The 26,809-nt window shown below is 63.7% G+C and carries 27 protein-coding genes; 13 read left to right on the forward strand and 14 right to left on the reverse strand.

Features of this window, described 5'->3' with window-relative positions; all coding sequences use genetic code 11:
- Positions 1-135: 135 nt before the first annotated feature.
- Both DXH78_RS11695 and DXH78_RS11700 read right to left on the reverse strand, forming a co-directional pair.
- On the reverse strand, positions 136-1,656 hold the full coding sequence (locus DXH78_RS11695) for a hypothetical protein (RefSeq protein ID WP_115517195.1): 1,521 nt from the start codon (positions 1,654-1,656) through the stop codon (positions 136-138).
- A 229-nt stretch (positions 1,657-1,885) separates the two neighbouring features.
- Positions 1,886-3,007, reverse strand: coding sequence for a D-alanine--D-alanine ligase family protein (locus DXH78_RS11700; RefSeq protein ID WP_115517196.1), 1,122 nt, complete (start codon positions 3,005-3,007; stop codon positions 1,886-1,888).
- 191 nt (positions 3,008-3,198) lie between these two features.
- On the opposite strand from DXH78_RS11700, the gene DXH78_RS11705 reads away from it, so the two are divergent.
- Positions 3,199-3,798, forward strand: coding sequence for a hypothetical protein (locus tag DXH78_RS11705; protein WP_115517197.1), 600 nt, complete (start codon positions 3,199-3,201; stop codon positions 3,796-3,798).
- 5 nt (positions 3,799-3,803) lie between these two features.
- Here the strand turns inward: DXH78_RS11705 and DXH78_RS11710 are convergent, their stop codons facing one another.
- The gene (locus DXH78_RS11710) at positions 3,804-4,331 is read right to left on the reverse strand and encodes a SixA phosphatase family protein (protein ID WP_115517198.1); all 528 of its coding nucleotides are present in this window, start codon (positions 4,329-4,331) and stop codon (positions 3,804-3,806) included.
- Between the two features lie 175 nt (positions 4,332-4,506).
- On the opposite strand from DXH78_RS11710, the gene DXH78_RS11715 reads away from it, so the two are divergent.
- The 6 genes from DXH78_RS11715 to DXH78_RS11740 all read left to right on the forward strand — a co-directional run bounded on the left by DXH78_RS11715 (position 4,507) and on the right by DXH78_RS11740 (position 10,315).
- Positions 4,507-6,081 carry an NAD(P)/FAD-dependent oxidoreductase gene (locus DXH78_RS11715; RefSeq protein ID WP_115517199.1) on the forward strand — a complete coding sequence of 525 codons (1,575 nt, stop codon included), beginning with the start codon at positions 4,507-4,509 and terminating at the stop codon, positions 6,079-6,081.
- A 90-nt stretch (positions 6,082-6,171) separates the two neighbouring features.
- The gene (locus DXH78_RS11720) at positions 6,172-6,969 is read left to right on the forward strand and encodes a MipA/OmpV family protein (protein ID WP_168192785.1); all 798 of its coding nucleotides are present in this window, start codon (positions 6,172-6,174) and stop codon (positions 6,967-6,969) included.
- A gap of 33 nt (positions 6,970-7,002) precedes the next feature.
- A complete protein-coding gene (locus tag DXH78_RS11725; protein ID WP_115517201.1) occupies positions 7,003-7,914 on the forward strand; it encodes a hypothetical protein in 912 nt (303 codons plus the stop codon).
- A 192-nt stretch (positions 7,915-8,106) separates the two neighbouring features.
- A complete protein-coding gene (locus DXH78_RS11730; protein WP_115517202.1) occupies positions 8,107-8,448 on the forward strand; it encodes a protocatechuate 4,5-dioxygenase subunit alpha in 342 nt (113 codons plus the stop codon).
- A 5-nt stretch (positions 8,449-8,453) separates the two neighbouring features.
- Complete coding sequence (locus DXH78_RS11735; protein ID WP_115517203.1) at positions 8,454-9,320, forward strand: class III extradiol dioxygenase family protein; 867 nt, start codon at positions 8,454-8,456, stop codon at positions 9,318-9,320.
- Positions 9,321-9,346: 26 nt separating this feature from the next.
- Positions 9,347-10,315, forward strand: coding sequence for a Gfo/Idh/MocA family oxidoreductase (locus DXH78_RS11740; RefSeq protein WP_210209541.1), 969 nt, complete (start codon positions 9,347-9,349; stop codon positions 10,313-10,315).
- Between the two features lie 40 nt (positions 10,316-10,355).
- On the opposite strand, the gene DXH78_RS11745 is transcribed toward DXH78_RS11740, so the two are convergent.
- Positions 10,356-11,201 (reverse strand): AAA family ATPase, encoded by an 846-nt coding sequence (locus DXH78_RS11745; protein WP_115517204.1) that lies wholly within the window; start codon positions 11,199-11,201, stop codon positions 10,356-10,358.
- A gap of 187 nt (positions 11,202-11,388) precedes the next feature.
- Here DXH78_RS11745 and msrB point away from each other — a divergent pair, with 187 nt between their 5' ends.
- The 4 genes from msrB (at position 11,389) to DXH78_RS11765 (ending at position 17,473) form a co-directional block, all read left to right on the forward strand.
- Positions 11,389-11,817, forward strand: coding sequence for a peptide-methionine (R)-S-oxide reductase MsrB (msrB, locus tag DXH78_RS11750; protein WP_115517205.1), 429 nt, complete (start codon positions 11,389-11,391; stop codon positions 11,815-11,817).
- A gap of 245 nt (positions 11,818-12,062) precedes the next feature.
- Complete coding sequence (locus DXH78_RS11755) at positions 12,063-14,054, forward strand: flagellar hook-basal body complex protein (protein WP_115517206.1); 1,992 nt, start codon at positions 12,063-12,065, stop codon at positions 14,052-14,054.
- Positions 14,055-14,094: 40 nt separating this feature from the next.
- Entirely contained in the window at positions 14,095-15,960 is a 1,866-nt protein-coding gene (gene flgK / locus DXH78_RS11760) for a flagellar hook-associated protein FlgK (RefSeq protein ID WP_115517207.1), read from the forward strand.
- Between the two features lie 7 nt (positions 15,961-15,967).
- Complete coding sequence (locus DXH78_RS11765) at positions 15,968-17,473, forward strand: flagellin N-terminal helical domain-containing protein (protein WP_115517208.1); 1,506 nt, start codon at positions 15,968-15,970, stop codon at positions 17,471-17,473.
- A gap of 100 nt (positions 17,474-17,573) precedes the next feature.
- Here DXH78_RS11765 and flaF read toward each other — a convergent pair whose 3' ends face one another.
- From flaF to DXH78_RS11795, 6 genes are all read right to left on the reverse strand, one after another.
- Entirely contained in the window at positions 17,574-17,897 is a 324-nt protein-coding gene (gene flaF / locus DXH78_RS11770) for a flagellar biosynthesis regulator FlaF (protein ID WP_347337766.1), read from the reverse strand.
- Complete coding sequence (gene flbT, locus DXH78_RS11775) at positions 17,866-18,312, reverse strand: flagellar biosynthesis repressor FlbT (RefSeq protein ID WP_115517210.1); 447 nt, start codon at positions 18,310-18,312, stop codon at positions 17,866-17,868. The genes flaF and flbT overlap by 32 nt, the downstream gene beginning before the upstream one ends.
- Before the next feature lie 129 nt (positions 18,313-18,441).
- Positions 18,442-20,607, reverse strand: a complete 2,166-nt coding sequence (locus DXH78_RS20245; protein WP_115517211.1) for a flagellin N-terminal helical domain-containing protein — start codon at positions 20,605-20,607, stop codon at positions 18,442-18,444.
- Positions 20,608-20,865: 258 nt separating this feature from the next.
- Positions 20,866-21,357 carry a hypothetical protein gene (locus tag DXH78_RS11785; RefSeq protein ID WP_115517212.1) on the reverse strand — a complete coding sequence of 164 codons (492 nt, stop codon included), beginning with the start codon at positions 21,355-21,357 and terminating at the stop codon, positions 20,866-20,868.
- Complete coding sequence (gene flgJ, locus DXH78_RS11790; protein ID WP_115517213.1) at positions 21,354-21,713, reverse strand: flagellar assembly peptidoglycan hydrolase FlgJ; 360 nt, start codon at positions 21,711-21,713, stop codon at positions 21,354-21,356. The genes DXH78_RS11785 and flgJ overlap by 4 nt, the downstream gene beginning before the upstream one ends.
- Positions 21,713-22,828, reverse strand: coding sequence for a flagellar basal body P-ring protein FlgI (locus DXH78_RS11795; protein ID WP_115517214.1), 1,116 nt, complete (start codon positions 22,826-22,828; stop codon positions 21,713-21,715). The genes flgJ and DXH78_RS11795 overlap by 1 nt, the downstream gene beginning before the upstream one ends.
- 282 nt (positions 22,829-23,110) lie before the next feature.
- On the opposite strand from DXH78_RS11795, the gene DXH78_RS11800 reads away from it, so the two are divergent.
- On the forward strand, positions 23,111-23,527 hold the full coding sequence (locus tag DXH78_RS11800; protein ID WP_115517215.1) for a flagellar assembly protein FliX: 417 nt from the start codon (positions 23,111-23,113) through the stop codon (positions 23,525-23,527).
- 217 nt (positions 23,528-23,744) lie between these two features.
- Positions 23,745-24,158, forward strand: a complete 414-nt coding sequence (dksA, locus tag DXH78_RS11805; RefSeq protein WP_115517216.1) for an RNA polymerase-binding protein DksA — start codon at positions 23,745-23,747, stop codon at positions 24,156-24,158.
- A gap of 66 nt (positions 24,159-24,224) precedes the next feature.
- Here the strand turns inward: dksA and DXH78_RS11810 are convergent, their stop codons facing one another.
- The 4 genes from DXH78_RS11810 to flgA all read right to left on the reverse strand — a co-directional run bounded on the left by DXH78_RS11810 (position 24,225) and on the right by flgA (position 26,807).
- The gene (locus tag DXH78_RS11810; protein ID WP_245416799.1) at positions 24,225-24,560 is read right to left on the reverse strand and encodes a BA14K family protein; all 336 of its coding nucleotides are present in this window, start codon (positions 24,558-24,560) and stop codon (positions 24,225-24,227) included.
- A complete protein-coding gene (locus DXH78_RS20130; protein WP_245416800.1) occupies positions 24,544-24,687 on the reverse strand; it encodes a hypothetical protein in 144 nt (47 codons plus the stop codon). The genes DXH78_RS11810 and DXH78_RS20130 overlap by 17 nt, the downstream gene beginning before the upstream one ends.
- Before the next feature lie 283 nt (positions 24,688-24,970).
- Positions 24,971-25,717, reverse strand: a complete 747-nt coding sequence (flgH, locus tag DXH78_RS11815) for a flagellar basal body L-ring protein FlgH (RefSeq protein WP_115517218.1) — start codon at positions 25,715-25,717, stop codon at positions 24,971-24,973.
- Positions 25,718-25,796: 79 nt separating this feature from the next.
- The gene (flgA, locus tag DXH78_RS11820) at positions 25,797-26,807 is read right to left on the reverse strand and encodes a flagellar basal body P-ring formation chaperone FlgA (RefSeq protein WP_115517219.1); all 1,011 of its coding nucleotides are present in this window, start codon (positions 26,805-26,807) and stop codon (positions 25,797-25,799) included.
- Positions 26,808-26,809 lie beyond the last annotated feature (2 nt).

Genomic DNA, 26,809 nt, shown 5'->3' on the forward strand with positions numbered 1-26,809 from the left:
CGGGGAAGTGCGGCGCGCGCATTGCCTCACGTGCGCCACATACGAAAAGAACGCAGGACTCGCGTCCTGCGTTCCGAACTTTTTCAAAGATAAGGCTGCGTCAGTTCGCGCAGCCGTCAATGCGCTGAATTATATTCAAGCCTTCTCGGAACTTTCCGCCGACTCGGCTTTCTTGACGCTCCTGACCGGGGCTTCGGCTTCCGGCGCTTCGACGGCGTCGGCGACCGGCACGTCCTCGACCAGCGGCATGCCGCGGCGCAGGGTGGAGCGCAACGCGGCGACTTCGCTCTGCAGGCGCGAATTGTCCTTGCGCGCCGCTTCGAGCGCGCCTTCGACCACCGCGCGTTCCATGCGCTCGCGCTGCAGCGCCGAGTTCAGATCCTCGACGCGCTTTTCGATATTGGTGCGCGACACCTGCACGTCGGCTTCGAGATGGCCGTTGCGCTCGGTGAGCGCGGCGATCTTCTCGTCGGCGCGGGCCAGCGCCGTCTCGCGGGCCTTCAACGCCTTGGTCAGCGCATTGTTGCGCTCGGTCAGCGCGACGCGGGCCTGTTCCAGGTCCTTGGTCTGGCGCTCGCGCTGCTCATGCGAGGCTTCGATCTGGGCGAGGCGCTTTTCCGCGTTGTTGCGCGAGATGGTGGCTTCGACCGATTTGCGGTCGAACGCGCGCACTTCCTCGGTGCGGGCGATCAGGTTGTGGCGCGCTTCGGCGAGCAGGCGCTCGGCGGTCGCGGCCCGCGAGGTCAGCGCATCGAGGCGCATGTTGAGGCTGTTGCGCTCGGCCTGATGCTGCTCCTTGGCCTCGTCGAGCGCGGCGGAGAGGCGGCCGCGTTCGGCGTAGGCTTCGGCGAAGCTGGCTTCGACCTTGCCGAGCTGGGCGCGGGTCGCGGTCAGCGTGTTTTCGCTTTCGGTCAGGCGGCGGGTGAGGCGGGCGGTCTCGTTGAGCGCCGCGTCGATATTGGCCTGCAGCGCGCGCTTCTCGTCTTCGAGCAGAGCGAGGCGCTCGCGTGCGGCCGCCAGTTCGCCTTCCAGTTCGACGATGCGCTTGTCGGCGGCGTCGAGCTGCTCCTGCGCGGTGCGGCGGGCATCGCCCAGCGTCCGGCGCTGCGTGGTTTCCTGCGCCAGCTGGCGCTCGAGTTCGGCGATCTGCGCCGCCCGCGCCGACAGGCCATCGGTCAGCTCGATGCGGACGCTTTCGAGGCCGCGGTTCGATTCACGCGCCAGTTCGAGATCCTCGCGCAGCTTCTCGGCTTCGGCTTCGAGCGCGGTGGCCTTGCGTTCGATCTGGTAGAATTCGCCGCGCAGCGTCTCGTAAGAGGTGCGCGATTCCGCCAGCATGTTGGACAGGCCGAGCGTGTGCGACTTTTCCTGCTCGAGGGCGCGCAGCGTCGAATTGAACGGGTGGACGATCTTGTCGAAGGCGGCCTTGAGCTCGTCGAGCTCGCCGATCTTGCGGCCGGTATCGTTGAGCAGGTGGCGCAGCGCCTCGTTCTCTTCGCCAATGCGCGAGCCGACGTCGGAGTAGTTCTCCGGCGTGATCTGACGGGCGACCGGATGGGCCGGCACGCTGCCGGCGGGGCGGGCGGTGTCGCCGACCTTGCGGTCGGGCTCTTGCTCGCGGGGCTTGCCGCCAAACAGATCCGATAACTTCGCCATAAGATACGCCTCCACACACGCCCGGCTTTTGCCGGTGCGCTCACGCCTGTGGTTCTTAAGATATTATAAACGAATGGGGATTGGAACATTGGCAAGCCCCAATCGTCCGCTTCGGCGCGGCAGACCGCGATCATGGTTAACGGCTTAAATGGGCCGTTTGGTCAGGCGATCGACGTGAATCCGTCATAAAAGCCGGCGCGAAGCGTACGGGCCGGGATAACCCGGAACCTCAAGGCGCATAGTCCCGCAACAAAGAATGGCGTTGCCGGTGCCGGTCGAGCGCCAGATTGATCAGCCGGGTCAGCAGCTCGGGATAGGGAACTCCCGAGGCTTCCATCATCTTCGGGTACATGCTGATCGAGGTGAAGCCGGGCAGGGTGTTGATCTCGTTGAAGTAGAATTCACCGCTCTTGCGGTCGAGGAAAAAGTCGACCCGGGCGAGCCCGCTGCATTCGAGCACCGCGAAGGCCTGCGCCGCCAGCACGCGAACCCGCGCCATGGCGACATCGTCGATCCGCGCCGGCAGATCGACCGCAGCGCCATCCTTGTCGAGATATTTTGCTTCATACGAATAGAATTCGTGGCGCGGGTCCGGATTGATCTCGCTGGCCACGCTGACGAACAGCGGCTCGTCCTCGAGCACGGCAACCTCGACTTCACGCGCATCGATGCCTTGTTCGATCAGAATCTTCAGATCGTAGCGAAAGGCATCATCAAGCGCGGCCTTGAGCTGGTCCCAGCTCTTGACCTTATGAACGCCGACGCTCGAACCCATGTTGCAGGGCTTCACGAAGACAGGCAGCGACAGTTTCGCGCGCGCCGCTTCGATGCAATCCGCCGGATCGCTTTCGTAGTCGCGGCGCTTCAGTGTCACATAGGGCGCGATCGGCAGGCCCGCCTGAAGCGCCAGCCGCTTGGCGACGTCCTTGTCCATGCTGACCGCGGAGGCCAGCACGCCGGAACCGACATAGGCGACGTCAGTGAGATCGAACAGGCCCTGGATGGCGCCGTCCTCGCAGAGCGGGCCATGCATGACGGGAAAGAACACGTCGATGTCGCGAACGCCCGGTATGGCGCCATCGACGGGCAAGAGGGCGCCGCGGCCGTCGGGCTGGGCTGCGAGACGCACCTCCGGTGCATTGCGCCTGATCGGCAGCGCGCTGCCTGCCGTCTGCTCGATCGTGTTCAGATCGTTCAGTTGCCACAGTCCGGTCTTGTCGATACTGACCGGCACGACGTCGAAACGCCCGCGGTCGAGATGCCGGATCACGGATGCGGCCGATTGCAGCGACACTTCGTGTTCGCCGGATTTGCCGCCGTACAGGACTGCTACGCGAATCTTCTGAGCCATGGCCTTTGACTATCACCACGCGGCGTCTGCGCGCCAGCGCCGGGTTTGGCGACTTCGGTATTCGTTTGACAGGCCGTAAGTTATTCTAGACCAACGAGGATTGAAACATTGGCGGGCCGGCTGGCCGCGGCCCTGCATGGCATAATGCGGCCGAGGTTAACGGCGGGGGCGGAACAGTCGGGGAGCCGGACATGAACTCGTCACAGAACGCGGATGCGACGACCGGGCCGCAAGCCGAAACCTACAGCTACCGCGCATCGCTGCTCGGCGCGCCGTTCACCTTTCGGCTGACCGACGCCGGCCTGGCCTTCGAGGCGGGACGCCGCGCGGGTCTCATTCCCTATCAGGCGATCGCGCGGGTTCGGCTGTCGTTCAAACCGTCGAGCATGCAGTCGCGGCGCTATCAAGCCGAAATCTGGGCGGCCGATGCGCCGAAGCTGACGATCTATTCCAGCTCGTGGAAGAGCATGATGATCCAGGAACGGCAGGATCAGGCCTATTCGGCTTTCCTCGCTGCGCTGCATCGCCGGCTCGCCGTCGCCGGCTCGGCGGCGCAGTTCGAACGCGGCAGCGTGCCGTTCCTTTATTGGCTGGGATTCGCCGCCTTCACGGCGGTCACACTCGGCCTGGCCTTGCTGATCGTGCGCGCCTTGCAGGTCAATGCGAAAGGCGGCGCCATCTTCATCGCCGCCTTCCTTGCCTTGTTTCTGTGGCAGGGCGGCAATTTCCTTCGCCGCAACAAGCCGGGCACCTATCGTCCCGATGCGCCGCCGGCCGATCTGCTGCCTTAGAGCGTTCAGTTGGTTGCGGCTTCGATCGACTTCGGCGTGATGAACCGTTCGAGCCGGCCGGACTGCGGATGCAGCTTGCGCCAGTTGTCGAAAGCGAAGTCGATGACGATGAGGCCGGCGGTCGGCAAGTTCTCGCGCAACCGCTCGCGCGCCTCGATGTCGCCTGAGGCGATCAGCGTCAGCGCCGCCTCATGCAGCGACGGGTTATGTCCGACCACCATCATCGTCCGGACGGACTCCGGTGTTTCGCCGACGATCCCAAAGATGTCATGGATCGTGGCTTCATAGACGCGCTCGTCGGTGGTCGCGCCGGGCGCCGGCCGCAGCGTCTCGGTCAGGTGCTTCCAGGTTTCCTGAACGCGGCGGGCCGGCGACAGCACGACGCGGTCCGGGCCGAGCGCGTGGCTCGTCATGTAGGCCCCGATCTGGCCGGCGTCGCGCCGCCCGCGATCGACAAGGGCGCGGTTGCGGTCGTCCTTGCCGATTTCGCCCGGTTCGGTCTTGGCGTGGCGGAGGATGAGGAGACGCCGCATGGTCACTTCCGGCTGGGGGAACGTTCTGGCTAAAGGGCAGGGCGATAGGCTAAGGGGTGTCGAATCTGTGCCAGATTAGCACCGCTGGCTAGCACCCCAGGCTGGCAACCTTGCCAGTTCGGACCGGCAATGAGCCGAAACGGTGACAGAGCGCTGCGACACGAGACCTCAGCGGATGACCGACACCGATCCCAGCACTGAGCCGTTGCCGGCGACCTGGTACGAAGCCACGCGCGTGGCGCGGCCCCAGCACCCGCGGCTGGGCTTCGATCTCGATGTCGATGTCTGCGTGATCGGCGCCGGGCTTGCCGGCCTGACGGTGGCCCGCGAGATCGCCATGCGCGGCTGGTCGGTCGCGGTGCTGGAAGGCGGCCGCATCGCCGAGGCGGCCTCGGGCCGCAACACCGGCTTCGTGCTGCCGGGCTTTGCCGAAAGCGTTGACGGTTTGGTCGAGCGCATCGGCCTCGATCACACCAAGCGGCTCTGGGCGCTGTCGGAACAGGGCGTCGATTACGTCCGCCGTACCATCGACGACAATAATCTGCCCGGCGTCGATCCGGTGCCGGGCTGGCTGCGGGTGCATCAGACCGACGAACCGGACCGCGTGCGCGCCGATGTCGAGCGGTTGCGCTGGATTGGCGCCGATGTCGAAATGTGGCCCACGGAGAAGGTGCGCGCCGAATTGTCGAGCGCGCGTTATTTCAGCGCCGTCCATTGGCGCAACGCCTTCCATATCCATCCGCTCAATTATGCGCTGGGCCTCGCCCGGCTCGCGGCCGATGCCGGCTGCCGGATCTTCGAGGAAACGCCGGCGCTGTCGATCGATCCGGCGGGTGTTCGCAAGCGCATCGTGACGCCGAACGGGCGGCTGCGCGCGGCTCATGTCGTTTTCGCCGGCAATGTGCAGCTCGGCAATCTGATGCCGTCGCTGGCGCAGACTTTGCTGCCGGTGAACACCTTCGTGATGGTCACCGAGCCGCTCGGCAACAGGCTCAAGGAATTCGTACGCTATCGCGGCGCGATCAGCGACACGGCCCGCGCGGATAATCACTACCGCATCGTCGATGGCGATCGCCTGATGGTGTCGGGCCGGGTGCGGGTGTGGCAGGCCGATGCCGGCCGCTTTGCCAGCGCGCTGGCCGCCGACGTCACCCGCAAGTTTCCCGGTCTCGGTCGTGTCGAGGCGGCGCAGGTCTGGTCGGGCACGTTGGGACGCACCATTCACCGTATGCCGCAGATTGGCGCGATGGCGGAAGGCGTCTGGGTCGCCAGCGGCTTTGCCGGGCATGGGCTCAATACCACGGCAATGGCCGGCGAATTGATTGCGCGCGGCATCGTCGACGGCGACGACACCTGGCGTTTGTTCGCGCCTTACGAACTGGTCTGGGCCGGAGGCCGCACCGGCGCCGCGGTGGCGCAGGGTCTGTACTGGTGGCGTAGCGGCGCGGCCGCACTTGCCGGCAGCTTGTCGCGCTATCGCGAGCGCCGCCGCCTCGCCAAGGCCGAGCGCGACGCCGCGGTGGCCGCGGCCGGGCCCGTCATTCCGCCCGAGCGTTTGCCTGCCGACCAAATCGCGGCGGCGCCGGTTGCTGCGGCAGCGCCTGCCGCCGACATGCCATCGGGCGCGCCGTCCGGAGGCCAGCCGGAACGGCGAAAGAATCGCGGCAAGCGCCGTGGTGTAAAGAAGGACGGGTCTGAAGGTTCCGCGCCGCCTGATGCCGCACCGTCACCTGAAAGCACCACCCATTAAGAATTGTGCCGTCATGCTGGAAACCCACCGGCGGATTCGCCGGTTGATCGGTGTCACGGACCATTCGGCAATATGCGCGCTGCGATCAAGATGACGGCACGATCCATCGCGGCCTGCGGCGCGCTGCTGGCCGCCGTGCCCGCCCTTGCCGACCAGCGGACGCGCTCGACCGACTGGACCTTGACGCTCGGTGTCGAAGGCCGCGTGCTCCCACAGTTCGAAGGCAGCCGAAACGATGTGCTCCGGCCGGTGCCGGTTTTCAGTTTCCGCCGCGCCGGCACGCCGCAACGATTCCGCAGCCCGCGCGATGGCGGCGGCGCCGCGTTGATCGATAACGGGCCGTTCAAGTTCGGGCCGGCCATCAAGGTGAAGTTGCCGCGCAAGGAAAGCGAAGACGTCGCGCTGCGCGGCCTCGGCAATGTCGATTGGACGCTGGAAGCGGGCGGCTTTGCCGAATTCTGGCCGTCGGACTGGCTGCGCACGCGGCTGGAATTGCGCCAGGGCTTCGGCGGCCATAAGGGCCTGGCCGGCGATCTCTCGGCCGATCTCGTCGTGCCGCTGACGGAGCGTCTGACGCTGTCCGGCGGCCCGCGCCTGAGCGCCACCAACGCCGCGGCGGTTTCGCCCTACTATTCAATTACCTCAGGACAATCGGCGGCCTCCGGCCTGCCGGTTTATTCGGCAGGCGGCGGGCTCAAGTCGTGGGGCGCCGGTGCGCAAGTCAGTTATCAGATCGATCCCGGCTGGCGTAGCTACTGGTTTATCGAGTATGAGCAGCTCGCTGGCGACGCGGCCAAATCTCCTCTGGTCACGCAGCGCGGCTCGATCAACCAGATACAGGTGGGGATTGGGATCACGCGATCCTTCGACATCCCGGGCCTGTGGTAGACTGCGAACCCACGAACGCCGAGTTTTCCGTCCATGAGAATCCTGACCGCCTGTGCGGCGGCCCTGCTTGTTGCGGGCTGCGTCGACACCAATTCCAATCTGGCCTCCAACACCCTTGGCGGCTCGGGCTCATCCTCACCGCGGCCGAAGACGATTGTCGTCTCGGACTTCGTGGTGTCGCAGGATGTGCTGCTGATCGACCGCGGCTACACCGCGCGGCTCGAACGCAAGATCGGCGCCTTTCCGACGCATGAGCGCAAGCCGCGCACCATGGACCGGGTCAATGACGAGATCGTCGCCTCCATCGTCGCCACCTTGCGCGAAGCCGGTCTCGATGCGCAGCCCGGCGCGGAAGAGGGGCTGAGAGCGTCGTCCGATGCGGTCATCATCAACGGCCGCCTGCGGCCATCCAGTGCCGATGCCAAAAAGAATGAAGCCGGCATCGGTGGCGGCAAGAGCAATGTCACCGCCGACATGACGATGTCGACCTTCTCCAGCCTCGGCAAACGCGAACTGCTCAGCTTCTCGGCGCAAGCCGATGCCAAGTTGCCGTCGGGCAAGGCGGCGTCCACCAGCAATTCCGAAATTTCCACCGTGCTGGCGAGTCTCGAGGGCGCGCAGGAGAAATTGTCGTCCGATGTCGAAGCGGCTGCGCGCAAGATCGGCCGCGCCGCGGGCGAGAAGATCGTGGCCTATGCCAAGGTGCAGGGTTGGTTGAACAAGGCTGATGGCGAGAACGCCGTCGCCCATGCCGATACGGCCAAGCCTGCCAGCGCCAAGCCGAAGCCGGCGGCGAAACCGGAGGCCAAGCCCGCCGAAGCGACACCATCGGATTCGAAATCCGAGATCCAGTCGCCTGACGACGTGGCGAGCGAGCCCGCCGATGGCGAGACCGATATGGTCAAGCTGCCGGCGCCCAAGCCGAAGAAGAAGCCGGCGGCGTGAGCCGCCGCCGCGACCGTTGCTTCATCCGCGCGGTCGATGAGTTTTACGGATCAGCTGACGGTATCTCATGCGCACCATTGCGAGTGTGCGCTGCCGCATGACCGGCCGCTGCGTTTATTGATTTTAATCAAGGTTGGAGACGGACTGCGTCGCCACGCTGTTGCTCGCATATCGAGACAATGGCGGGCAACCATGCAGCATCACGATATCCCGGGCACGACGGTTTTCGACGGCGAACAGGCGCAGAAGGGCTATGCGCTGAATGCCATGTGTTACTCGTTCAACGCTGCCGCCAATCGCGACGAGTTCAAGCGCGACGAAGACGCCTATTGCACTAAGTACGGCCTGAACGAGGAACAGCGCACGGCGATCCGTGAGCGCAACGTACTCAAGCTGCTCGCTGCCGGCGGTAATGTTTATTACCTCGCGAAATTTGCTGGCATTCTCAATCTCAACGTCCAGGACATCGGCGCGCAGCAGACCGGCATGAGCGTCGATGCGTTCAAGGAAAAGCTGGCGGCAGCGGGAAGGTAACGGCCATGGCTCAAATCGTCGGCGCGATCGCGACTTCGCATATTCCCGCTATCGGCAAGGCGATTGCCGAAAAGCGGCAGAACGACCCTTACTGGAAACCGTTCTTCGACGGTTACGCCGCAGCCCATGCCTGGCTGAAGCAGGCCCGGCCCGACGTCGTCGTCATGATCTATAACGATCACGGCCTCAATTTCTTCCTCGACAAGATGCCGACCTTCGCCGTCGGCGCCGCCGCGCAGTATCGCAGCGAAGACGAGGGCTGGGGCCTGCCGGTGCTTAATTCGTTTCCCGGCGATGCGGCGCTGTCCTGGCATGTGATTGAACATCTGGTGGCCGATGAGTTCGACGTCGTCTCCTGTCAGGATATGGCGGTCGATCACGGCTTTACGGTACCGATGAATCTCATGTTTCCGGATGCCGGCGGCCAGTGGCCGGTGAAGACGCTTCCGGTCTCGATCAACACGGTGCAGCATCCGCTGCCGTCTCCGGCGCGCTGCTGGAAACTCGGCCGCGCGATCGGCCGCGCCATCGAAAGCTACCCGAAGGATCTGCGCGTGGTGGTGTTCGGCACCGGTGGTCTGTCGCATCAGCTCGACGGCACGCGCGCGGGCTTCATCAATAAAAAGTTCGATCTCTATTGTCTCGACACCATCGTGCGCGATCCCGAGGCGCTGACCAAATTGTCGGTGATCGATCTGGTGCGCGAGGCGGGGGCGCAGGGCGTCGAATTCCTCAACTGGATCGCGATGCGCGGCGCGTTGCTTGGCAATGTCAGCCAAGTTCACCGCAACTATCATATTCCGATCTCCAACACCGCCGGCGCCACCTTGGTGCTCGAGAACCGGACCGCCGCGCAAAGCCAGGCGGCCTGACGCCGCGACCTGCAAGAGGACGTTTAATGATGAAGATCTGCGTCGCCGGCGAAGGCGCCTTCGGCAACAAGCATCTCGAGGCTCTCGCCAAGATCGACGGCGTTGAAGTCGCGTCGCTGGTCGGCGGCGTGGCGGATGCGACCGAGGCCGTGGCGAAGAAGTTCAACATCCCGCACTGGACGCTGGACCTCGCCGAGGGCGTGGCGCAGCCCGGTGTCGAGGCCGTCATTCTGACCACGCCGACGCCCTTGCATGCGCGTCAGGCCGAGCAGGCGATGCGCGCCGGCAAGCATGTGCTGGTCGAAATCCCGATGGCTGACAATGTCGCCGATGCGGAGCGACTGGTGCAGGTCCAGAAGGAGAAGGGCGTCGTGGCGATGGCTGGCCATGTCCGCCGCTTCAATCCGAGCCATCAATGGGTTCACCGGAAAATGGTGGCGGGCGAACTGAAGTTGCAGCAGTTCGCCGCAACGACTTATTTCTTCCGCCGCACCAACCTCAATGCGCTTGGCCAGCCGCGCAGCTGGACCGATCATCTGCTGTGGCATCACGCCTGCCACGCCGTCGATCTGTTCCTGTGGCAGACCGGCGAGGTGCCGGTCGAAGCGCAGGCGATCCAGGGTCCGATCCATCCCGAACTCGGCATCGCCATGGATATGGGCATACAGCTCAAGGCGCCGTCGGGGGCGATCTTCACGCTGTCACTGTCATTCAATAACAACGGGCCGCTCGGTTCGTTCTATCGCTACATTTGCGATAACGGCACCTATATCGGCCGCTACGATGAACTGGTCGATGGCTACGACAAGCCGGTCGATCTTTCCGGCATCGGCGTCTCGCTCAACGGCGTAGAGCTGGAAGATCGCGAGTTCATCGCCGCGATCCGGGAGCGCCGGGAGCCGGAATCCTCGCTGGCCAAATGCCTGCCGACGATGCGCGTGCTCGATCGGCTGGAGCGGCAGCTGCTCGGCAACCACGCCGCCGCAGCGGAGTGATTTTCTTATCCCTCCTCCTACAGGGGCGGAATAAGAAAGCTTAGCGCCCGTCTCTCCGCGTCATGAATGCCAGGCGCTCGAACAAATGCACGTCCTGCTCGTTCTTGAGCAGTGCGCCGTGCAACGGCGGGATCAGCTTCTTCGGATCACGCTCGCGCAAGGTCTCCGGGCCGATATCCTCGACCATCAAGAGCTTGAGCCAGTCGAGCAGCTCCGACGTCGACGGCTTCTTCTTGATGCCGGGCACGTCGCGGATCTCGTAGAACAGGCGCAGCGCTTCGCTGACCAGGCGCTGCTTGATGCCCGGATAGTGAACCTCGACGATCGCCGCCATCGTCTCCGGATCGGGGAAACGGATGTAGTGGAAGAAACAGCGGCGCAGGAAGGCGTCCGGCAATTCCTTTTCGTTGTTCGAGGTGATGATCACGATCGGGCGGCGGTGCGCTTTCACCGTCTCGCCGGTCTCGTAAACGTAGAACTCCATGCGGTCGAGTTCGAGCAGCAGGTCGTTCGGAAATTCGATATCGGCCTTGTCGATTTCGTCGATCAGCAGGACCGGCCGCTCGCCGGCGACGAAGGCGTCCCACAGTTTGCCGCGCTTGATGTAGTTGCGGATATCCTTGACGCGCTCGTCGCCGAGCTGGCTGTCGCGCAGGCGGGAGACGGCATCGTATTCATAGAGGCCCTGCTGCGCCTTGGTGGTCGATTTGACGTGCCACTCCAGCATCGGCGCGCTGAGAGCCTTGGCGACCTCGAGGGCCAGGACCGATTTGCCGGTGCCGGGCTCGCCCTTCACCAGCAGCGGGCGCTCCAGCGCGATTGCGGCATTCACCGCTACTTTCAGATCGTCGGTCGCCACATAGGCGGAAGTGCCTTCAAAACGCATGGATTTCCTCGTCATTGCCGTCGCGACACTAGGGTTGCCGCCCGCGGCGGGCAAGCCGCTTGGCTGGGGCAGGGCCTTGCCGTCTGACGCAGCCGTGATGGCGGCTTGATGGCAGACGCGGTAAAAATGACTATCTAGGCGATGGAAAGTTCACCTGAAGGCACGTTCGACGAGGACAGGTTCGACAATGACAACAACAAGCGAGACCACCATCGACTTCAAATCTCTCACCGACGCCGACTGGAAGAAGCGGCTTTCGCCCGAGCAGTACCGCGTGCTGCGCCATCACGGCACTGAGCGGCCGGGGTCCTGTGCCCTGAATTACGAGAAGCGTGCCGGCACCTTTTCCTGCGCCGGCTGCGGGCAGCCGCTGTTCGAGTCCCACGAGAAGTTCGAGAGCGGCACCGGCTGGCCGAGCTTCACCGATCCGCTGCCCGGCTCCGTCGAGACCAGCGAGGACACCGCCTACGGTATGCGCCGGGTCGAGGTGCATTGCAGCCGCTGCGAAGGCCATCTCGGTCATGTCTTCCCGGACGGGCCGCCGCCGACCGGCCTGCGCTACTGCATGAATGGCGTCGCCATGGACTTCAAACCGGCGACAGAAAAGGCCGGCTGAGCCGCCGCCGGTTCTCCCACACGCCGCAATCGCCGCCCCGGTCCACTGGCCGGGGCGGACCTGTTTTGACCGGCAATTATTGCCCGTTGCGGCAAAACAGGCCCGTCCTGCCGCGGACGCCCTCTAATTAATGCATTGATATATATAGAGTAATTGGCTGGCATGGCGATTGCCAAGTCCTTCCCGAGATCGTGTGCGCTTGAGGCCCGGAGCGGGCGGCGCCACGACCGTGGAGAAGGACAGTCATGGGTATCTTCGGCGCACTCACCACCGCTGTGACGGGCATGCAGGCTCAGGCCTACGCCCTCCAGAACATCTCGGGCAACATCGCCAACTCGCAGACCACGGCGTTCAAGCGAACCGACACCAGTTTCACCGACCTGCTTCAGGACAACATCCCGTCGAAGCAGATTGCCGGCAACACGGCCGCCCAGTCGCGCCAGACCAACACGGTGCAGGGCGACGTGCAGAACGCCTCGGTGCCGACCTTCATGGCCATCAACGGCGGCGGCTTCTTCGTGGTCGCAAAGCCGGACAGCTTCGCCGACGGACGTCCCAACTTCTCCGGCGTCGATCTCTACACCCGTCGCGGCGACTTCACACTCGACCAGAACGGTTACCTTGTGAACGGCGCCGGCTACTATCTGATGGGTATTCCGGTCGACGCGACGACCGGCAACCTCGCCGGCAGCGTGCCGCAGATGCTCCAGTTCCAGAACGGCTTCCTGCCCGCGACGCCAACGTCCGAAATCAACTATCGCGCCAACCTGCCGTCCTATCCGAAGACCGTGAACGCCGATAAGTCCGTTCCGGGCTCGGAGCTTCTCAATCCGGCGAACTATTCCGCCAACCCGGTCAACGGCGCGCCGACGGTGGCGAAACTGACCGGCTATGGCGCGACGATTCTGCCGGATGCCGCAGCCGCGCTGACTGGCTCTGCGGACCTGTCGGCGTTGTCATCGGCCGGCGGCACGATCGAAATCAACGGCACGCCGATTGCGATCGCAGCCGCTGACAACGCCGCTGCCATTGTGACCAAGATCAACGCGGCGACCGGCACCACCAATGTCGGCGCCACGCTGGTCGGCAACAAGCTGGTTCTGACCGGTACCAATGCCAGCACGAACATTACCATCGGCGGCGGTTCGACCTTGTCCTTGCTGACCGAGATCGGCATGTCGGTCGGTACCACCAACGCGACGAACCTGCTGACGCAAGGTATTGCGGCGGCTGGCCAGACACTGACCTTCAAGGTCGGCGCCAACCCGACGCTCACGGTCACCTTCGGCGCCGGCAATGTCGTGACACTTGCCGATCTGAACGTGCAGTTGGCCACGCTCGTCGGCGGTACGGCCTCGGCCGACCCGGCGAACGGCAATATCACCGTCTCGGCCGCGAGCAACACCGATACGATCACGGTTGGCGGCACGGCGACGCCGCGCAACTTCGGTATCCGCACGATGTCGGCGTTGCCCTCCAACAGCACCGTGGTCGGTCAGGACCAGTCGACGTTCCTGAATGAAAGCATCGCCGGCGGCGCCGTCACCGCCTATGACGTAGCCGGTTCGGCGGTGAACGTGCAGGTTCGCTGGGCCAAGGTGGATTCGAGCGCGCTCGGCGCCGGCCACACCGACAAATGGAACATGTTCTATCAGACCAATTCCAAAGCCACCGGCACGGCCGCGGCCTGGCAGAACACCGGCGTCGATTACGTGTTTTCCGCGAACGGCACGCTGACGCCGTCCATCAATGCCATCACGCTCAGCAATGTCACCATTGACGGCGTCAGCCTCGGCACGCTGCGTGTCGTTCACGCGACCGGCGGCGTCACCCAGTATTCCGACGCCAACGGCTCCGTGAAGGTCAACCAGATGGAGCAGAACGGCTTCGGCGCCGGCGAACTGAAAACCATCGCCGTGTCGGACAAGGGCCGCGTCACCGGCACCTATTCGAACGGCCGCACCATCGACCTTGCGGAAGTGACGCTGGCGAATTTCTCCGGCGCGAACGGCCTGAAGAAGCTCGATGGCGGCGCCTTCGCTGCCACAGCCGAATCCGGCACGCCGACTTACGGCGCGGCAGGCAAGATCGTGGGTTCGTCGCTAGAGGGCTCCAACACCGACATCGCCGACGAGTTCACCAAGCTGATCGTCACGCAGCAAGCCTACTCGGCGAACACCAAGGTGATCACGACGACGAACACAATGGTTCAGGACCTTCTGAACGTCATTCGCTAGCAGGTCCAAGACGACGGCGGAATAGGAACGGCAGCCGGCCATGAGTCTGTCACAGGCGCTGATCTCCTCGATTGCGGGATTGAACACCACGCAGTCCAATCTCGCGCTGGTGTCGGCGAACGTCGCCAATGCCGGCACGCCGGGCTATGTCCGCAAGACGGCGAACCAGGTCGCCACCGCCGCAAATGGCACGGCGGTCGGCGTTCGCACGGTGTCGGTGCAGCGCGAACTCGACTCCTATGTCCAGCGGCAACTGCGGACGGAGAATTCGGGTGCGAGCTACGCTTCGATCCGCGCCCAGTTCTACAACCAATTGCAAAGCGTCTACGGCCAGCCCGGCTCTGCAACCGCGCTGGATACGGTCTACAACAACTTCACGTCGTCGCTGCAGACTTTGGCATCGAGCCCCGACGACGCCTCGGCTCAGGCCGGCGTGGTCGGGACGGCGCGGCTCCTGGCCGAGCAGCTCAATTCGATGACCAGCCAGATCCAGTCGCTGCGCAATGCTGCCGAACTGGGTCTGTCGGACTCGGTCAGCCAGGCCAACGACGCGATGCAACACATCGCGAGTATCAACTCCCAGCTTTCTGGCGTTGGCACGATCGATTCGTCCGCCGCGCTGCTGCTCGACCAGCGAGATGCCTATATCGACAAGCTGTCGAAGCTGATGGACATCAATGTCGTCCCGGGCGACCGCAACCAGGTGACCGTCTTCACCAATTCCGGCGTGCAGCTTGTCAGCCGCACCGCATCGACCCTCGGTTTTGATGCCACGGGTTCGGTATCGGCCAACACGACGTGGAACGCCGATCCGGACAAGCGCGGCGTCGGTACGCTGACGCTAACGTCAGCCAATGGCAGTACGGTCGATCTGATCCAGACCAACGCTATCCGCTCCGGCGAAATTGCCGGCTATTTGCAGATGCGCGATCAGGATCTGGTGCAAGCGCAGACTCAGCTCGACGCCTTCGCCGCCGTTATGTCCAGCGCGCTGTCTAATACGACCACGCAGGGCACGGCGGTCACGTCCGGCGCGCAGAGCGGCTTCGACGTCGATATCAGCGGGCTGTCCGCCGGCAACACCATAACGATCAACTATACCGACGGCCTGACGCATACGCCGCGCACGCTGACGTTGATGCGGGTCGACGATCCGAAGGCGCTGCCGTTGCCGAACGACGCTACGGCCAATCCGAACGATCGGGTGGTTGGCATCGATTTCTCCGGCGGCATGAGCACGGTCTTCGGACAGATCGCTTCCGCGATCAGTTCGACCGGCATGGTCGCCTCGAACCCGTCCGGTTCGACGCTTCGCATTCTCAACGACGGCCCCGGCAATATCGTCACCGTCAATGGCGTGTCCACGACCAAGACGGCGACAAGCCTCACCGGCGGCGGCAGCCAGATGCCGTTCTTCACCGATGGCTCGTCGGTCTATTCCGGCGCGATCGACGGCCGCGGTTCGCAACTGACCGGCCTGGCCGGGCGCATTTCGGTCAATGTGGGTTTGATCGCCAGCCCTTCCGCCTTGGTGAAATACACCTCCGGCGTGGCCTCCGGCGATTCGACGCGGCCGGATTTCCTGTACAAGCAGCTCAGCAGCAGCACCCAGCTTTTCCCGTCGGGCACCGGGATCGGCACGACGGCGGCGCCGTTCTCGGGCTCGATGTCGACCTATTTGCGTCAGGTGATCAGCGTTCAGGGTCAGAATGCCGATGCCGCTGCCAATCTCAAGCAAGGCCAGGACGTCGTGCAGAATGCGCTGCGGCAGCGCTTCGACGATGCCTCGAGCGTCAATATCGATCAGGAAATGGCCAATCTCCTGACATTGCAGAACGCGTACTCCGCCAACGCCCGCGTGTTGTCCGCAGTCAAGGACATGCTCGATACGTTGATGAAGTTGTGAGGCTGAAATGACAGTATCATCGATCAACGCGCGCTCGACGCAAATGCTGCAGTCGCTGGTGAGCCTGCGCTCCCAACTCGACGACCTCAACCGGCAAATCAGCACCGGCAAGAAATCCGACACTTATGCCGGCCTGGGCGTGCAGCGTGGGGTTTCGATTACCTTGCGCTCCCAGCTTGCCGCGATCGAAAGTTATGATGCCAGCGGCCAGACCGCGTCGACGCGCATCAATCTTGCCCAGACGGCCCTGACCAGCATGGCCAAGGTCGTCAGTGATACCAAAGCGGCGATGTTCCAGGCTACGAATGTCAGCGGTGTCGGCGGCGCCAGCCAGGTGCAGAGTTCGGCCAAGTTTTCGCTCGACGAATTGACGGGACTTCTGAACACCCAGGTTGGCGGCCGTTACATCTTTGCCGGCAAGCAGACGGACAAGCCTGCGGTTGAGAGTTCCAGCAACATTCTCAACGGCGACGGCGCGCGCGCCGGACTGGTGCAGATCATCAATGAACGCAAACAGGCCGATCTTGGTTCGGATGGCCTGGGGCGTCTCGATGTCACCAACCCGACCTTGTCGTCGCTCAACATCGCCGAAGAAGCCGTTTCGCCGTTCGGCTTCAAACTGGCGTCGGTCACGTCCAACCTCACAAACGTCGTGGTCAACGGTCCGACTGGCTCGCCGGCGACGCTCGACGTCAATCTCGGCAGCGGCAATCCCAACGATGGCGAAAGTCTGACGGTAAGGCTGACCCTGCCGGACGGCACCAGCACCAGCGTGACGCTGAAGGCGACAACGGCTTCGCCTGCCGGCCCAGGTCAGTTCACCATCGGGACGTTGCCGAGCGACACCACGGCCAACCTGACAACGGCGTTGACCGCGGCACTCAAGAAAGCTGGTGGCACGGAATTGACGGCCGCTTCGGCTGTGCAGGCTTCCAACGAGTTCTTCAATGCCGATGCCAATCACCCGCCGGTGCGCGTCGATGGTCCGCCATTCGACAGCGCGACGGCCACAAAGCTCGGCTCGTCAGCCGATACCGTGATCTGGTACACCGGCGATGCCGGCAGCGACCCGGCGCGCCAAACCGCTACCGCGCTTGTCGATCCGACGCTGTCGGTTGGCTACGGTGTGCGGGCCAATGAGCAGGGTTTGCGCTCGGTGGTGCAGAATGTCGCAACGCTGGCTGCGGTGTCGATCTCGTCGACCGATCCCAATGGCGTCGATCTCAGCCAGGCGCTCAATACGCGGTTGACCGCCGGGCTCAACGGCAAGCCTGGCGACCAGAAGCTGTCGGATGTCACCACCGATCTGGCGAACGCGCAAATCTCGATCAACTCTGCCAAATCGCGGCACACGCAGCAGAACACGACGCTTCAGGAATTCCTCACCCAGATTGAAGGCGTGTCGGACACCGAAGTGGGCGCCCAGATCCTTGCGCTGCAAACGCGCCTTCAGGCCAGTATGCAGGTGACCGCGATGACCTATCAAACCAGTCTGGTGAACTATTTGAAGTAAGCGGCTGAAGCCCGCTTCATGACCGTGAAGCGCCGGCTGGCGACATGAAAAAAGCCGCGGCCCTGGCCGCGGCTTTTTGTTGTCTGGCGCTGGGAGCGGCTCAGGCGCGGCCGAGCAGACCGGCGGCGAGTTCGCGGTTGATGGTGATGAGCGAGCCAAGCTTCTCCGGCTTCGGATCGTCCATGACCTCAACGGTCTGCTTCATGACGAAGATGCCGATGTTGGCAACGTTCTGGCGCAGCTGAGCCGGGAGCGGATTTTCCGGGCGGGTGACCGATGCCATTAGCACGGTCCAGAGCTTGCGGTTGTTCAGCAGGGCCGGAGCGAGATCGAACTTCTTGGATTCCCATTCGTCGCGCACGGATGCGAGCTGCTGTGCGGCAAACAGAAGCTTATCGGCCTCTGTCTCGCGGGGCGTCGCCACCTGTTTGGCGACTTTTCCGTACACTTGCGCCGCGTGCGTCATTCATCAGCTCCTGCTCGTACTGAATCAGCTGTTTTGCCTGCTTCAATGCTTTGTAGAGGTCGCCCGTTAAGATATGATTATTGATGATCTCTATGTGCTTCCAAGTACTTGGCGCCGCCTGGGTAATGTCGCGCACGAGCGTGAAATACGTGGCGTGGTGGTCGCTCGGCGTGCGCGAGGTGTACATGAACAGGACGGCCAGATAGATCTGTTTGGCGACGGTATCCGCCTGCTCCAACGTCATAATGTCCTTCTCCCGCAGGATCGGCGCCTTGCCGTCGATCAGGAAGGTCGTGCGCCGGTCCGAATTGGTGATGACGCATTCGCCAATCAGAATGCGCTCGCCGGGCTTTAATTCGACTTTGAGGGGCATGACGGCTCCGAATCTGCATGTGAGATCGCGCTATTATAGCGTCTGACTGGTATCGCTTTATACTAAGGCCAAAAGAAAACGGCGGGGCCGAGGCCCCGCCGTTCCGCCAAGACGTGGATCTTGTCGCTCTTACTGGAAGAGCTGGAGCACCGCCTGGTCGGCCTGCGAGGCCATCGACAGCGCCGTGGTGGACAGCGAGCGACGGGTCTGCAGGGCCAGCAGGTTGGCGCCTTCCTCGTTGGTGTCGGCGAGAACGAGCTTGTCCGCGCCGGTCTGCAGGGTGTTGATCATCGACTTGGTGAAGGTCTGACGATTCTGCACCGCCGACAGGTTCGAACCGAACGACGAACCCTGCGAACGCAGCGTCGACAGCGCGCCAGTCAGCGTGCTGAGCACCGAGTTGATCGAGGTGTTCGAGTCGAAGTCCGAGTTGGTGGCCGAGTTGATCCCGAGCGCGACGCTGGAGATCGACAAGGTGTTGCCGTTCGCGTCCTTGGCCTGGATGTTGATGGCCGAGGAGCCGGTTTCGTTCAGCGTCAGCTTCAGGTTGTCGCCCGACAGCAGGTTGATGCCGTTGTAGGACGCGTCGCCCGCGTACTTGTCGAGCTGGTCGCGCAGCGTGTTGAACTGCTGAACGAGGCCCTTACGGACGCTGTTGCCGCCGATGGTCTGGGTGTTGGCACCACCGGTACCACCGTTAACCTGGCTCGACGTGGCGCCGACGACCGTGAGGTCGGACAGCGACAGGTTGGTGATGCGCAGGTTACCGTTGTCGTTGGTGGCCTTCACCTTGCCGGTCAGCGAGCTGTTGCCGTTGATCGAAGCGACGAGCTGGTCGACGGTCTTGACCGCCGCAACGCCGGCGGCGGTGCCGGTGTTGGTCAGAGTGCCGCCGAACAGCGAGGCAGCGTCCGTGCCGCCGAGGGTCAGCTGCGTGCCCTGCGCCGTGATTTCACGGATGCCGAGCTTGCCGCTGTCGTCGAAAGCCTGGAACTTGCTGTTCACGCCCGAGAGCTGCGCGTTGACGCTGGTGACCGCGGCAGCGAGGCCCGTACCGGCGGCGATCGTGACGGCTGCACCGTTGACGGTGAACTCGTACGGATCGGCCGGGGTGCCGTAGCTGGTCGTGGTCGTCGAGCCAAGGCCGAGGCCGGTGACGTTGTTCGCCACGGCGCCGTTGCTGGTCTGCGTCGTGGTGCCCAAGCCCATACCAGCGGCAGTCGCGCCGCCGGCGTTGACCGGAGCGGCCTGGTTGCTGATGATCACGCTGTTCGAACCATCGGCCTTACCAGTGATGGTGATGCCGGTGGTGCCGCTGACCGTGAACGCGCCCGCGCCGTAGTGCGTGTCGAGTTGGCTCTGGATCGCAGCGCGAGCGTTCGCGGCGCTGCTGCCCTGGGCCTGGGTCAACGTGATGGCATGCGTCGTCGTGCCATCGTTGAAGTCGAACGAGTAGGTATCCGCACCGGTCAGACCGGTGAACGCACCACCCGCGAAGGTCGCCTGCGTCGCAGCAGCGCCGGTACCGGCCTGGTTGCTGATGACGACGTCGTTGGTGCCGTCGGCCTTGCCGGTGATGCTGAAGCCGGTACCAGCGGTGTTGTTGCCGACGGTAAAGGCGCCAGAGCCGAAGCGGGCGTCGAGCTGAGCCTGGATGGAGGTCTTGGCGTGGGCCAGCGTGTCACCCGACTGGGTGCCGGTGGTGGCCGAAGTCAGGGTGATGTCCTGGCCGTTGACCTTGAACGTATAGGTCGAGGCGCCGGACAGGCCGTAGAACGCACCGCTTTCGACCGACGACGGATCGGCGACGCTCGGGGCGAGGTAGTTGGCCGAGGTCGACAGGGTCGACTGCGTGCCGGCAGTAGCAATGCTGTTGACCGCGACGTTGACGGCGGTGGTGCCGACAGCGCCGCCGGAGATGGTCAGGTTTTTGACCGAACCGGTGCCGATCGTGGTCGAGTCGATCGAGTACGAGGCGGACTGCCAGTTCGAGTCCTGGAGGGCCTGGTTCAGGGTCGACTGCATCGACTGCACGGTCGACGTGATCGAGGTCAGACCGTTGTTCGCCGCCTGGATGGTCTGAATGCCGTTCGACATCGAGTCGAGCAGCGAGTTCAGATCGCCGGCGCGGCTCTGCAGCGACTGCGACGTGAAGAAGCTGATCGGGTTGTCGAGAGCGGAGTTGACCTTGTTACCGGTCGCAAGGCGGTTCTGGGTGGTCTGCATCATGTCTGCCGTGCTCTGCAGAGACAGCAGGTTAGCCCGCACGCCGGCGGACAGGGTGACGTTATTCATGTGTATTCAACCTTTCTGGTTTGCCATTCTGGCGGTCGAGCACAAGCCGGCCTTCGGCGGCATGCGCGTCGATACCGAACCTCGCACGAAGTGCGTAACGGATCGTAAAAGCGGGTGGTTAACCGGCTAATACTGCCGGAAAATCAAAGCTAAAATTGATGCCGTGTTTCTTCACGACCCACTAACTTATCTTAAAAATACGTACCTTCCGGCCCGGGAAAACCGTGCCAATTCCGGCGTGCGGTCCGGTGTTTTAAATTACAGCGAGCGACTGACCGACAGAGGCTGCGCCGCGCTCGGTGGCGGCTGGTTGGCTCGGCCATTGGCCCCGTAAGTCGAGGGCGCTTGCTTGCGGGCAAGTTCGCCCGATACGCCGCGAATGATGCCTTCCGATACCGCGTGAGCGGTCGCGAGCACCGTCAAATTCGTCTGCAGGAGGCTGCGGAACGACTCATGGCGCGCCTCCAGGCGCTCGAGCGCACCCGGTAACGAAGCGGCAACCATTGTGGCAGAGGCGCGCAGTCGTTCGCTCTCGGCGGCGAAAGCGCGCGCGAGTTCGACTTTCTCCTCGTCGAGTTCGACCGCCGCCCGCAATTGGCCGGATCGGACGCGTGCGGTTTCTTCCGTGACCAGCGCTGCGAGGCGGTCCATCAACGTGTTGAGCCGGGCGACCGCGCGTTCGGCTTCCTCGGCGTTCTTGATCGGCGCCGGTTGCGGTGCAGGAGTTGCAGCTCGAAACGGAAGCGTCACTGGCGGATCTCCTGTTGAGCGAGCAGGGTGCTGTAAACCTGCTTGGCGATGCCGATGCCGCCGGCCTTGGCGAAATTCTTGGCGTATTCGTCGGTGAGGAATGTGCGCCAAACGCCGGTCGCGCCCGCGCCGCCGAACGGGCCTTCGCCCTGAACGCCGGTGAACATCTGCTGGAACATGTTGTTGAGGAACACAGCCTCGAAGTCTTCCGACGTCTTCTTGGCGCGCGCCTTCATCTGCTCGGGCGTGAAGTGATAGCCCGACTTGCCCTTGACCGCGCCGGTCTGGCTCTTGAGTAGGTCAGTGGCCGATTGGCCGGGGACGGGGAGCGAGATGCCGCCGATGCCTGCGCTCATCACATCACCTCGATGTCGGCCTGGATGGCGCCGGACGACTTGATCGCCTGCAAGATGGCAATCATGTCGCGCGGGCCGATGCCCAGCGAGTTGAGGCCGTCGACCAGTTGCTGCAACGAAATGCCATCCCGCACCACGGCGAGTTGCTTGCCGGTTTCCTGAACGCCGATCCGCGTGCGCGGCACGACCACCGTCTGCGCGCCGCGGGGTGCGAACGGACCCGGCTGGCTGACCTGCGGCGTCTCGGTGATGGTGACGGTGAGGTTGCCCTGCGCCACCGCCACCATGGAGACGCGGACATCGCGGCCCATGACGATGATGCCGGAGCGCTCGTCGATGACGATCTTGGCAGCGGTATCGGGATCGATCTGCAACTGCTCGATCTCGGTGAGCAGCGAGATGACGTTGCCCTTGTACTGGTTCGGCACGGTGATGCCGACGGTGCCGGGATCGAGCGATTCCGCGGTCGGCACGCCGATGTAGTCGTTGATCGCCGCGGCGATGCGCTTGGCGGTCGTGAAATCTGGATTGCGCAGCGCCATGCGGAGCTGGTTCTGACGGTTGAGATTGAAGTCGATCTCGCGCTCGATCAGCGCGCCGTTGGCGATGCGGCCGACCGTCGGCACGCCGCGCACGATCTTGGCGGCTTCGCCTTCGGCCTGGAAACCGCCGATCGCGAGCGAACCCTGCGCCACGGCATAGACATTGCCGTCGGCGCCGAGCAGCGGCGTGACCAGCAGCATGCCGCCCTGCAGACTTTTGGCATCGCCGAGCGAAGATACGGTGACGTCAATGCGCGTGCCCTGCGTGGCGAAGGCGGGCAGGTTGGCAGTGACCATGACCGCAGCAACATTGCCGGTGCGCAGAGTCTGGCCGCGGATATTGACGCCAAGGCGTTCCAGCATCGCCTGCAGCGATTGCCGGGTGAAAGGGATATTGTTGAGGGTGTCGCCCGAGCCGTTAAGGCCGACCACCAGGCCGTAGCCGATCAACTGGTTCTGACGCACGCCTTCGATATTGGCGAGGTCCTTGATGCGCGACGTCGCCCCGGCGTTTGCCAGGGTGAACAGGCTCAAGAGTGCCGCCACGAGGACGGTTCGGAACGTCGGCGTCATCACTGCTCCCCAATGTGACGTTTGACTTGTCAGGAACGTTGCGAATGCCGTGCCAACCGAGGGGCATCTCTTAAGGCTCTGATACGACGTTGTTTTTAATTTCGGCGGGGGGTGCCGAGGGCCGCGCTTAACCCGGCAGTAACCGTACCGGTCGGCAAAAACTGCCGGGGCGTTTACGACCCATTAACCATGCGCGGCGCAGGTTCCATGAAGTAATGGGGCGTTGTGCGTCGTAGCGCGGGCGGGGAGCGCTCGCGTCACCATGGGGATCACCAGAGCGCCATGCGCATCACCGGAACGAACGCGGCCTCGCTATCGGCCTCACCCAGCGCGGCGCGCCGCGCTGGAGCGGGCGGCACCTTCAGCCTTTCCCAGTTTGAACAGCCTTCGACGCCGGCACCGACCACGGCGCTGCGGTCGGTCGCTGGCCTGGATAGTCTTCTCGCCTTGCAGGGTGTTGAGGACCCCACGGAGAAGAAGAAGCGGGCGGTCGCCCGGGGCCGGAAGGCGCTCGACGTTCTCGACGAACTGAAGCTCGGCATGATCGGCGGTGGCTCGCTCGATACCGCCACCATCGCCCGGCTCAAAGTGGCGGCCGAGGGTCTCACCGATGGCTCCGGCGACTCAGGTCTCGACGGCGTTCTCGCGGAGATCGACCTCCGCGTCGCGGTGGAACTCGCCAAAGTTGCCCGCCGCTAGCCGCGATCGCTAACCGGCGCCAGCCGCTCTTTCCCCCAAGTCATTGGACTTTCACAATTTTCTGGCAGTCCACCGGGGCTGCGAGGATATTGTCGCGTTCCGTTGGTCAGTATATAAGCCAGCGCACTCGGGAGGGGACTTCTCGCGGCACAAGAAAAGCGGCGCAAGAAACGGCCGGATACTAGCGGTCAAGAAGAACACGATGGGAGTCGGTGGGATGTTGGCGAAAGTTAAGCCTTATCGGCCGTCCGATAAGGAGCCGTTCATGAATGAGCGCCAGCGCGAATACTTTCGCGCCAAGCTGCTGCAGTGGCGCGAGGATATCCTGAAGGAGGCCAAGGAGACACTTCAGCACCTCCAGGAAGAGAACCAGAATCACCCGGATCTGGCCGATCGGGCCTCGTCCGAAACGGACCGTTCCATCGAGCTGCGGGCTCGCGATCGGCAGCGCAAGCTGATCTCCAAGATCGATGAAGCGCTGGGCCGCATTGAGGACGGCACCTACGGTTACTGCGAAGAAACCGGTGAGCCGATCTCGCTACGCCGCCTCGAGGCGCGGCCAATTGCGACACTCTCGGTCGAAGCCCAGGAACGCCACGAACGCCGCGAAAAGGTCTATCGCGACGATTGAGCGATGTGCGGCTTTGGCCAAATCTGAAATTGCCCGGCTATCGCGCCGGGCAATTTGCTTTTGAGCCTAGCGGCACGGATGCCGGCGGCCGTCATATCCCATGTAAGTGCCGGATACGGGGTCAAACGAGCGGTAGCGCGAGAAGCAATAAGAGAGCCAATCGCCGCGCGGCCCGTAGGCGGGCCGCATCACCGGACCGTAGTAGCCCGGTGGATAGAATACCTGCGGGCCGTAGAACAAAGGCGGCGGGCCGCCGTAGTAATATTGATAATCGTAGCCACGCGGGCCGTAGTAACGCGGTTGCGAGGCGATGATGCCACCGAGGATCAGGCCGGTGGCAATGCCGGCGGCGATTCCAGCGCCGCCGCGGCCACGGTGACGAACATCAATGACATCGCTCACGGCCGCAGCCTTGAGCGCCGCGACGCTTGACGGGATTGTCGCAGTGGCCGGTGCCGATGAGCAGGGCGGCAAGACTGAGCATGGCCGTACAGCGGACGAAAAAAGCAGTCGCCATCGTAATCGCCATGGACGTTCCTCCTTATGGCTCATACCTGCGTCTTCTAGCTGCACGGTAATAGTCAGCTATGCGCAACGTTGCGCATTGACGCTGATCAAAGAGCGTGGGGACCGCACCGGCCCCGAATGACGGAGAACACCCTTCAGAAAAATAACACGGCCCTCGGCAGGGGAGCTACCGAGGGCCGTGTCTTGATCGTTGTCACTTACGCTCGCGAGACGCAAAGACAACGCGGGAGCACTTGAAACCGTTTACGTCACAGACTGACGCGACTGCCGCAGGGGAAATGCGGCTAGAACGGCAAGATCACATCCATCACTTGCTGGCCGTAGCGCGGCTGCTGCACGTCGCTGATTTGGCCGCGGCCGCCATAGGCGATGCGGGCCTGGGCGATCTTGGTGGAGTCGATGGTGTTGTCGCTTTCGATATCCTCGGGACGAACCACGCCGCCGACGATGAGTTCGCGGATCTCGAAATTGACCCGGATCTCCTGCTTGCCTTCGATGACCAGGTTGCCGTTCGGCAGGACCTGGATGACGACGCCGGCGACATTGGTGGACAACGCTTCGGAGCGATCGACCGAGCCTTTGCCTTCGCTCGATGTCGTGGAGTCAGCCGTAAAGATACGGGTCGGCAGCATCGAATTGGTGATCGGCAGTTTGCTCTTGCCGAAGAAGTTATCGACGCCGGAGTCTTCCTTGTTGGCGCGGCTGCGCTTGGTATCGTTGGCGATGTTGGCCTTGTCGGTGATGTTGACCTTCACCGTAAGAATGTCGCCGACCTGATGGGCGCGCTGATCCTTGAAGAAGGCGCGCGAGCCGTTCCGCCATAGTGAGTTCGGATTGTAGGTCGCGGGCTGCGCCGCCGGCATCGGCATTTGCACCGGCTTGTAGCCGGCGCGCGTCGTCGGATTGTCGACCTCGGACAGCTTGGGCTGCTCGCCGATATTCTTCAACCTGTCGAATGCGGCACAGCCGCTCAACAGCGAGGTTGCAAGCGCCGCGAGAAGGGCGTGGCGGGTCAAGGTCAATATCCTCATCTCAACAGACTTTCACTCGTGTTCATCGATCCGACTGCACAAGCGATGGCGGCGCCGCCGCTCATCGCGATCTATTCGTTCAGGGGCCGGTTCCCGCGGCTGCCGGGAGGTTGGCGGCAAACCGCGGGACCGTCGTCGACACCACCACATGGCCAGGGCCGACCACAACGCCCTGCACAGAACGCTTGGACTGTTCGTTGAGCACGGTGACGGTGTCACCTTCGGCGCCGGCCTCGGTGGCCTTGCCGCGCAAGGTCAGCGTCAGGCCGGGCGCTTCAAAGACGAGGGTCACCATCTGGCCACGCTGCACGATTTCGGGCCGGGTCAGATCGGCACTGCGCAGCGGCTGGCCGGGACGGATGACGCTGCGTGCAGCCATGCCGATGGCGCGCTCGATGCCGACGATGGCGTCGCGGCCAACTTCGGCACGCGGTCGGCGTTCAACCTGGAGATCCGCGGCTCTCAGCACGGCGCCGCGATCGACCGAGTGTGACACCATGACCACCTCCGCGGTGGCATAGGCGCGGCCGGACAGACGCAGGAGACCGCGCTGCGTTGCGCCGGTCGGGATTTCAAGCGTTGCATCGAAACGGCTGCTGCGCGCGTCATAGGAGAGGCGGGCGATGGCGATGTCGCCGCGCGATGACGGATCGACCTGGATGGCGCGCGGATCGCGGTCGAAGGTGACGGTGATGTCGGCGGCCGGACCGGCATTGAATCGGCTCGACACGGCTTCGGCAAGGCTGCGCTCGATTTCCGAAATCGGAATCTCGCGGGCGGCGCGCGTTACGGTGATCTCGGTGGCGCCGCCGGTGTCGAAGCCGACCAAAGCGTGCGGCCGCACCGCTTCGACCACCGCGGCGACCGGCACGGTGCCGGTGGTGCCGAGATCGGGCGCGCGGAAGATGGCAACATCGGCAACGATGCCGGCGTTGTCGATCAAATCGCCGATGCGCACGATGTTGGCGTTGACCGTGACATGCGTTTTGAGCTGCGGCCGCGCCGGCTCGGCCGACTGCGCCGAGGCTGCTGCGATACCGATGCCGAGCGTTGCGGTGACTGCGACGATGCGGAGGGCGGTGGCGATCATGG

Source organism: Undibacter mobilis (assembly GCF_003367195.1).
GTDB lineage: Bacteria > Pseudomonadota > Alphaproteobacteria > Rhizobiales > Xanthobacteraceae > Pseudolabrys > Pseudolabrys mobilis.

Excerpts from the sequence above, each read along its gene's own strand:
- DXH78_RS11695 (WP_115517195.1), bottom strand. The coding sequence starts at position 1,656 with ATGGCGAAGTTATCGGATCTGTTTGGCGGCAAGCCCCGCGAGCAAGAG.
- DXH78_RS11700 (WP_115517196.1), bottom strand. The coding sequence starts at position 3,007 with ATGGCTCAGAAGATTCGCGTAGCAGTCCTGTACGGCGGCAAATCCGGC.
- DXH78_RS11705 (WP_115517197.1), top strand. The coding sequence starts at position 3,199 with ATGAACTCGTCACAGAACGCGGATGCGACGACCGGGCCGCAAGCCGAA.
- DXH78_RS11710 (WP_115517198.1), bottom strand. The coding sequence starts at position 4,331 with ATGCGGCGTCTCCTCATCCTCCGCCACGCCAAGACCGAACCGGGCGAA.
- DXH78_RS11715 (WP_115517199.1), top strand. The coding sequence starts at position 4,507 with ATGACCGACACCGATCCCAGCACTGAGCCGTTGCCGGCGACCTGGTAC.
- DXH78_RS11720 (WP_168192785.1), top strand. The coding sequence starts at position 6,172 with ATGACGGCACGATCCATCGCGGCCTGCGGCGCGCTGCTGGCCGCCGTG.
- DXH78_RS11725 (WP_115517201.1), top strand. The coding sequence starts at position 7,003 with ATGAGAATCCTGACCGCCTGTGCGGCGGCCCTGCTTGTTGCGGGCTGC.
- DXH78_RS11730 (WP_115517202.1), top strand. The coding sequence starts at position 8,107 with ATGCAGCATCACGATATCCCGGGCACGACGGTTTTCGACGGCGAACAG.
- DXH78_RS11735 (WP_115517203.1), top strand. The coding sequence starts at position 8,454 with ATGGCTCAAATCGTCGGCGCGATCGCGACTTCGCATATTCCCGCTATC.
- DXH78_RS11740 (WP_210209541.1), top strand. The coding sequence starts at position 9,347 with ATGATGAAGATCTGCGTCGCCGGCGAAGGCGCCTTCGGCAACAAGCAT.
- DXH78_RS11745 (WP_115517204.1), bottom strand. The coding sequence starts at position 11,201 with ATGCGTTTTGAAGGCACTTCCGCCTATGTGGCGACCGACGATCTGAAA.
- msrB (WP_115517205.1), top strand. The coding sequence starts at position 11,389 with ATGACAACAACAAGCGAGACCACCATCGACTTCAAATCTCTCACCGAC.
- DXH78_RS11755 (WP_115517206.1), top strand. The coding sequence starts at position 12,063 with ATGGGTATCTTCGGCGCACTCACCACCGCTGTGACGGGCATGCAGGCT.
- flgK (WP_115517207.1), top strand. The coding sequence starts at position 14,095 with ATGAGTCTGTCACAGGCGCTGATCTCCTCGATTGCGGGATTGAACACC.
- DXH78_RS11765 (WP_115517208.1), top strand. The coding sequence starts at position 15,968 with ATGACAGTATCATCGATCAACGCGCGCTCGACGCAAATGCTGCAGTCG.
- flbT (WP_115517210.1), bottom strand. The coding sequence starts at position 18,312 with ATGCCCCTCAAAGTCGAATTAAAGCCCGGCGAGCGCATTCTGATTGGC.
- DXH78_RS20245 (WP_115517211.1), bottom strand. The coding sequence starts at position 20,607 with ATGAATAACGTCACCCTGTCCGCCGGCGTGCGGGCTAACCTGCTGTCT.
- flgJ (WP_115517213.1), bottom strand. The coding sequence starts at position 21,713 with ATGAGCGCAGGCATCGGCGGCATCTCGCTCCCCGTCCCCGGCCAATCG.
- DXH78_RS11795 (WP_115517214.1), bottom strand. The coding sequence starts at position 22,828 with ATGACGCCGACGTTCCGAACCGTCCTCGTGGCGGCACTCTTGAGCCTG.
- DXH78_RS11800 (WP_115517215.1), top strand. The coding sequence starts at position 23,111 with ATGCGCATCACCGGAACGAACGCGGCCTCGCTATCGGCCTCACCCAGC.
- dksA (WP_115517216.1), top strand. The coding sequence starts at position 23,745 with ATGTTGGCGAAAGTTAAGCCTTATCGGCCGTCCGATAAGGAGCCGTTC.
- DXH78_RS20130 (WP_245416800.1), bottom strand. The coding sequence starts at position 24,687 with ATGGCGATTACGATGGCGACTGCTTTTTTCGTCCGCTGTACGGCCATG.
- flgH (WP_115517218.1), bottom strand. The coding sequence starts at position 25,717 with ATGAGGATATTGACCTTGACCCGCCACGCCCTTCTCGCGGCGCTTGCA.
- flgA (WP_115517219.1), bottom strand. The coding sequence starts at position 26,807 with ATGATCGCCACCGCCCTCCGCATCGTCGCAGTCACCGCAACGCTCGGC.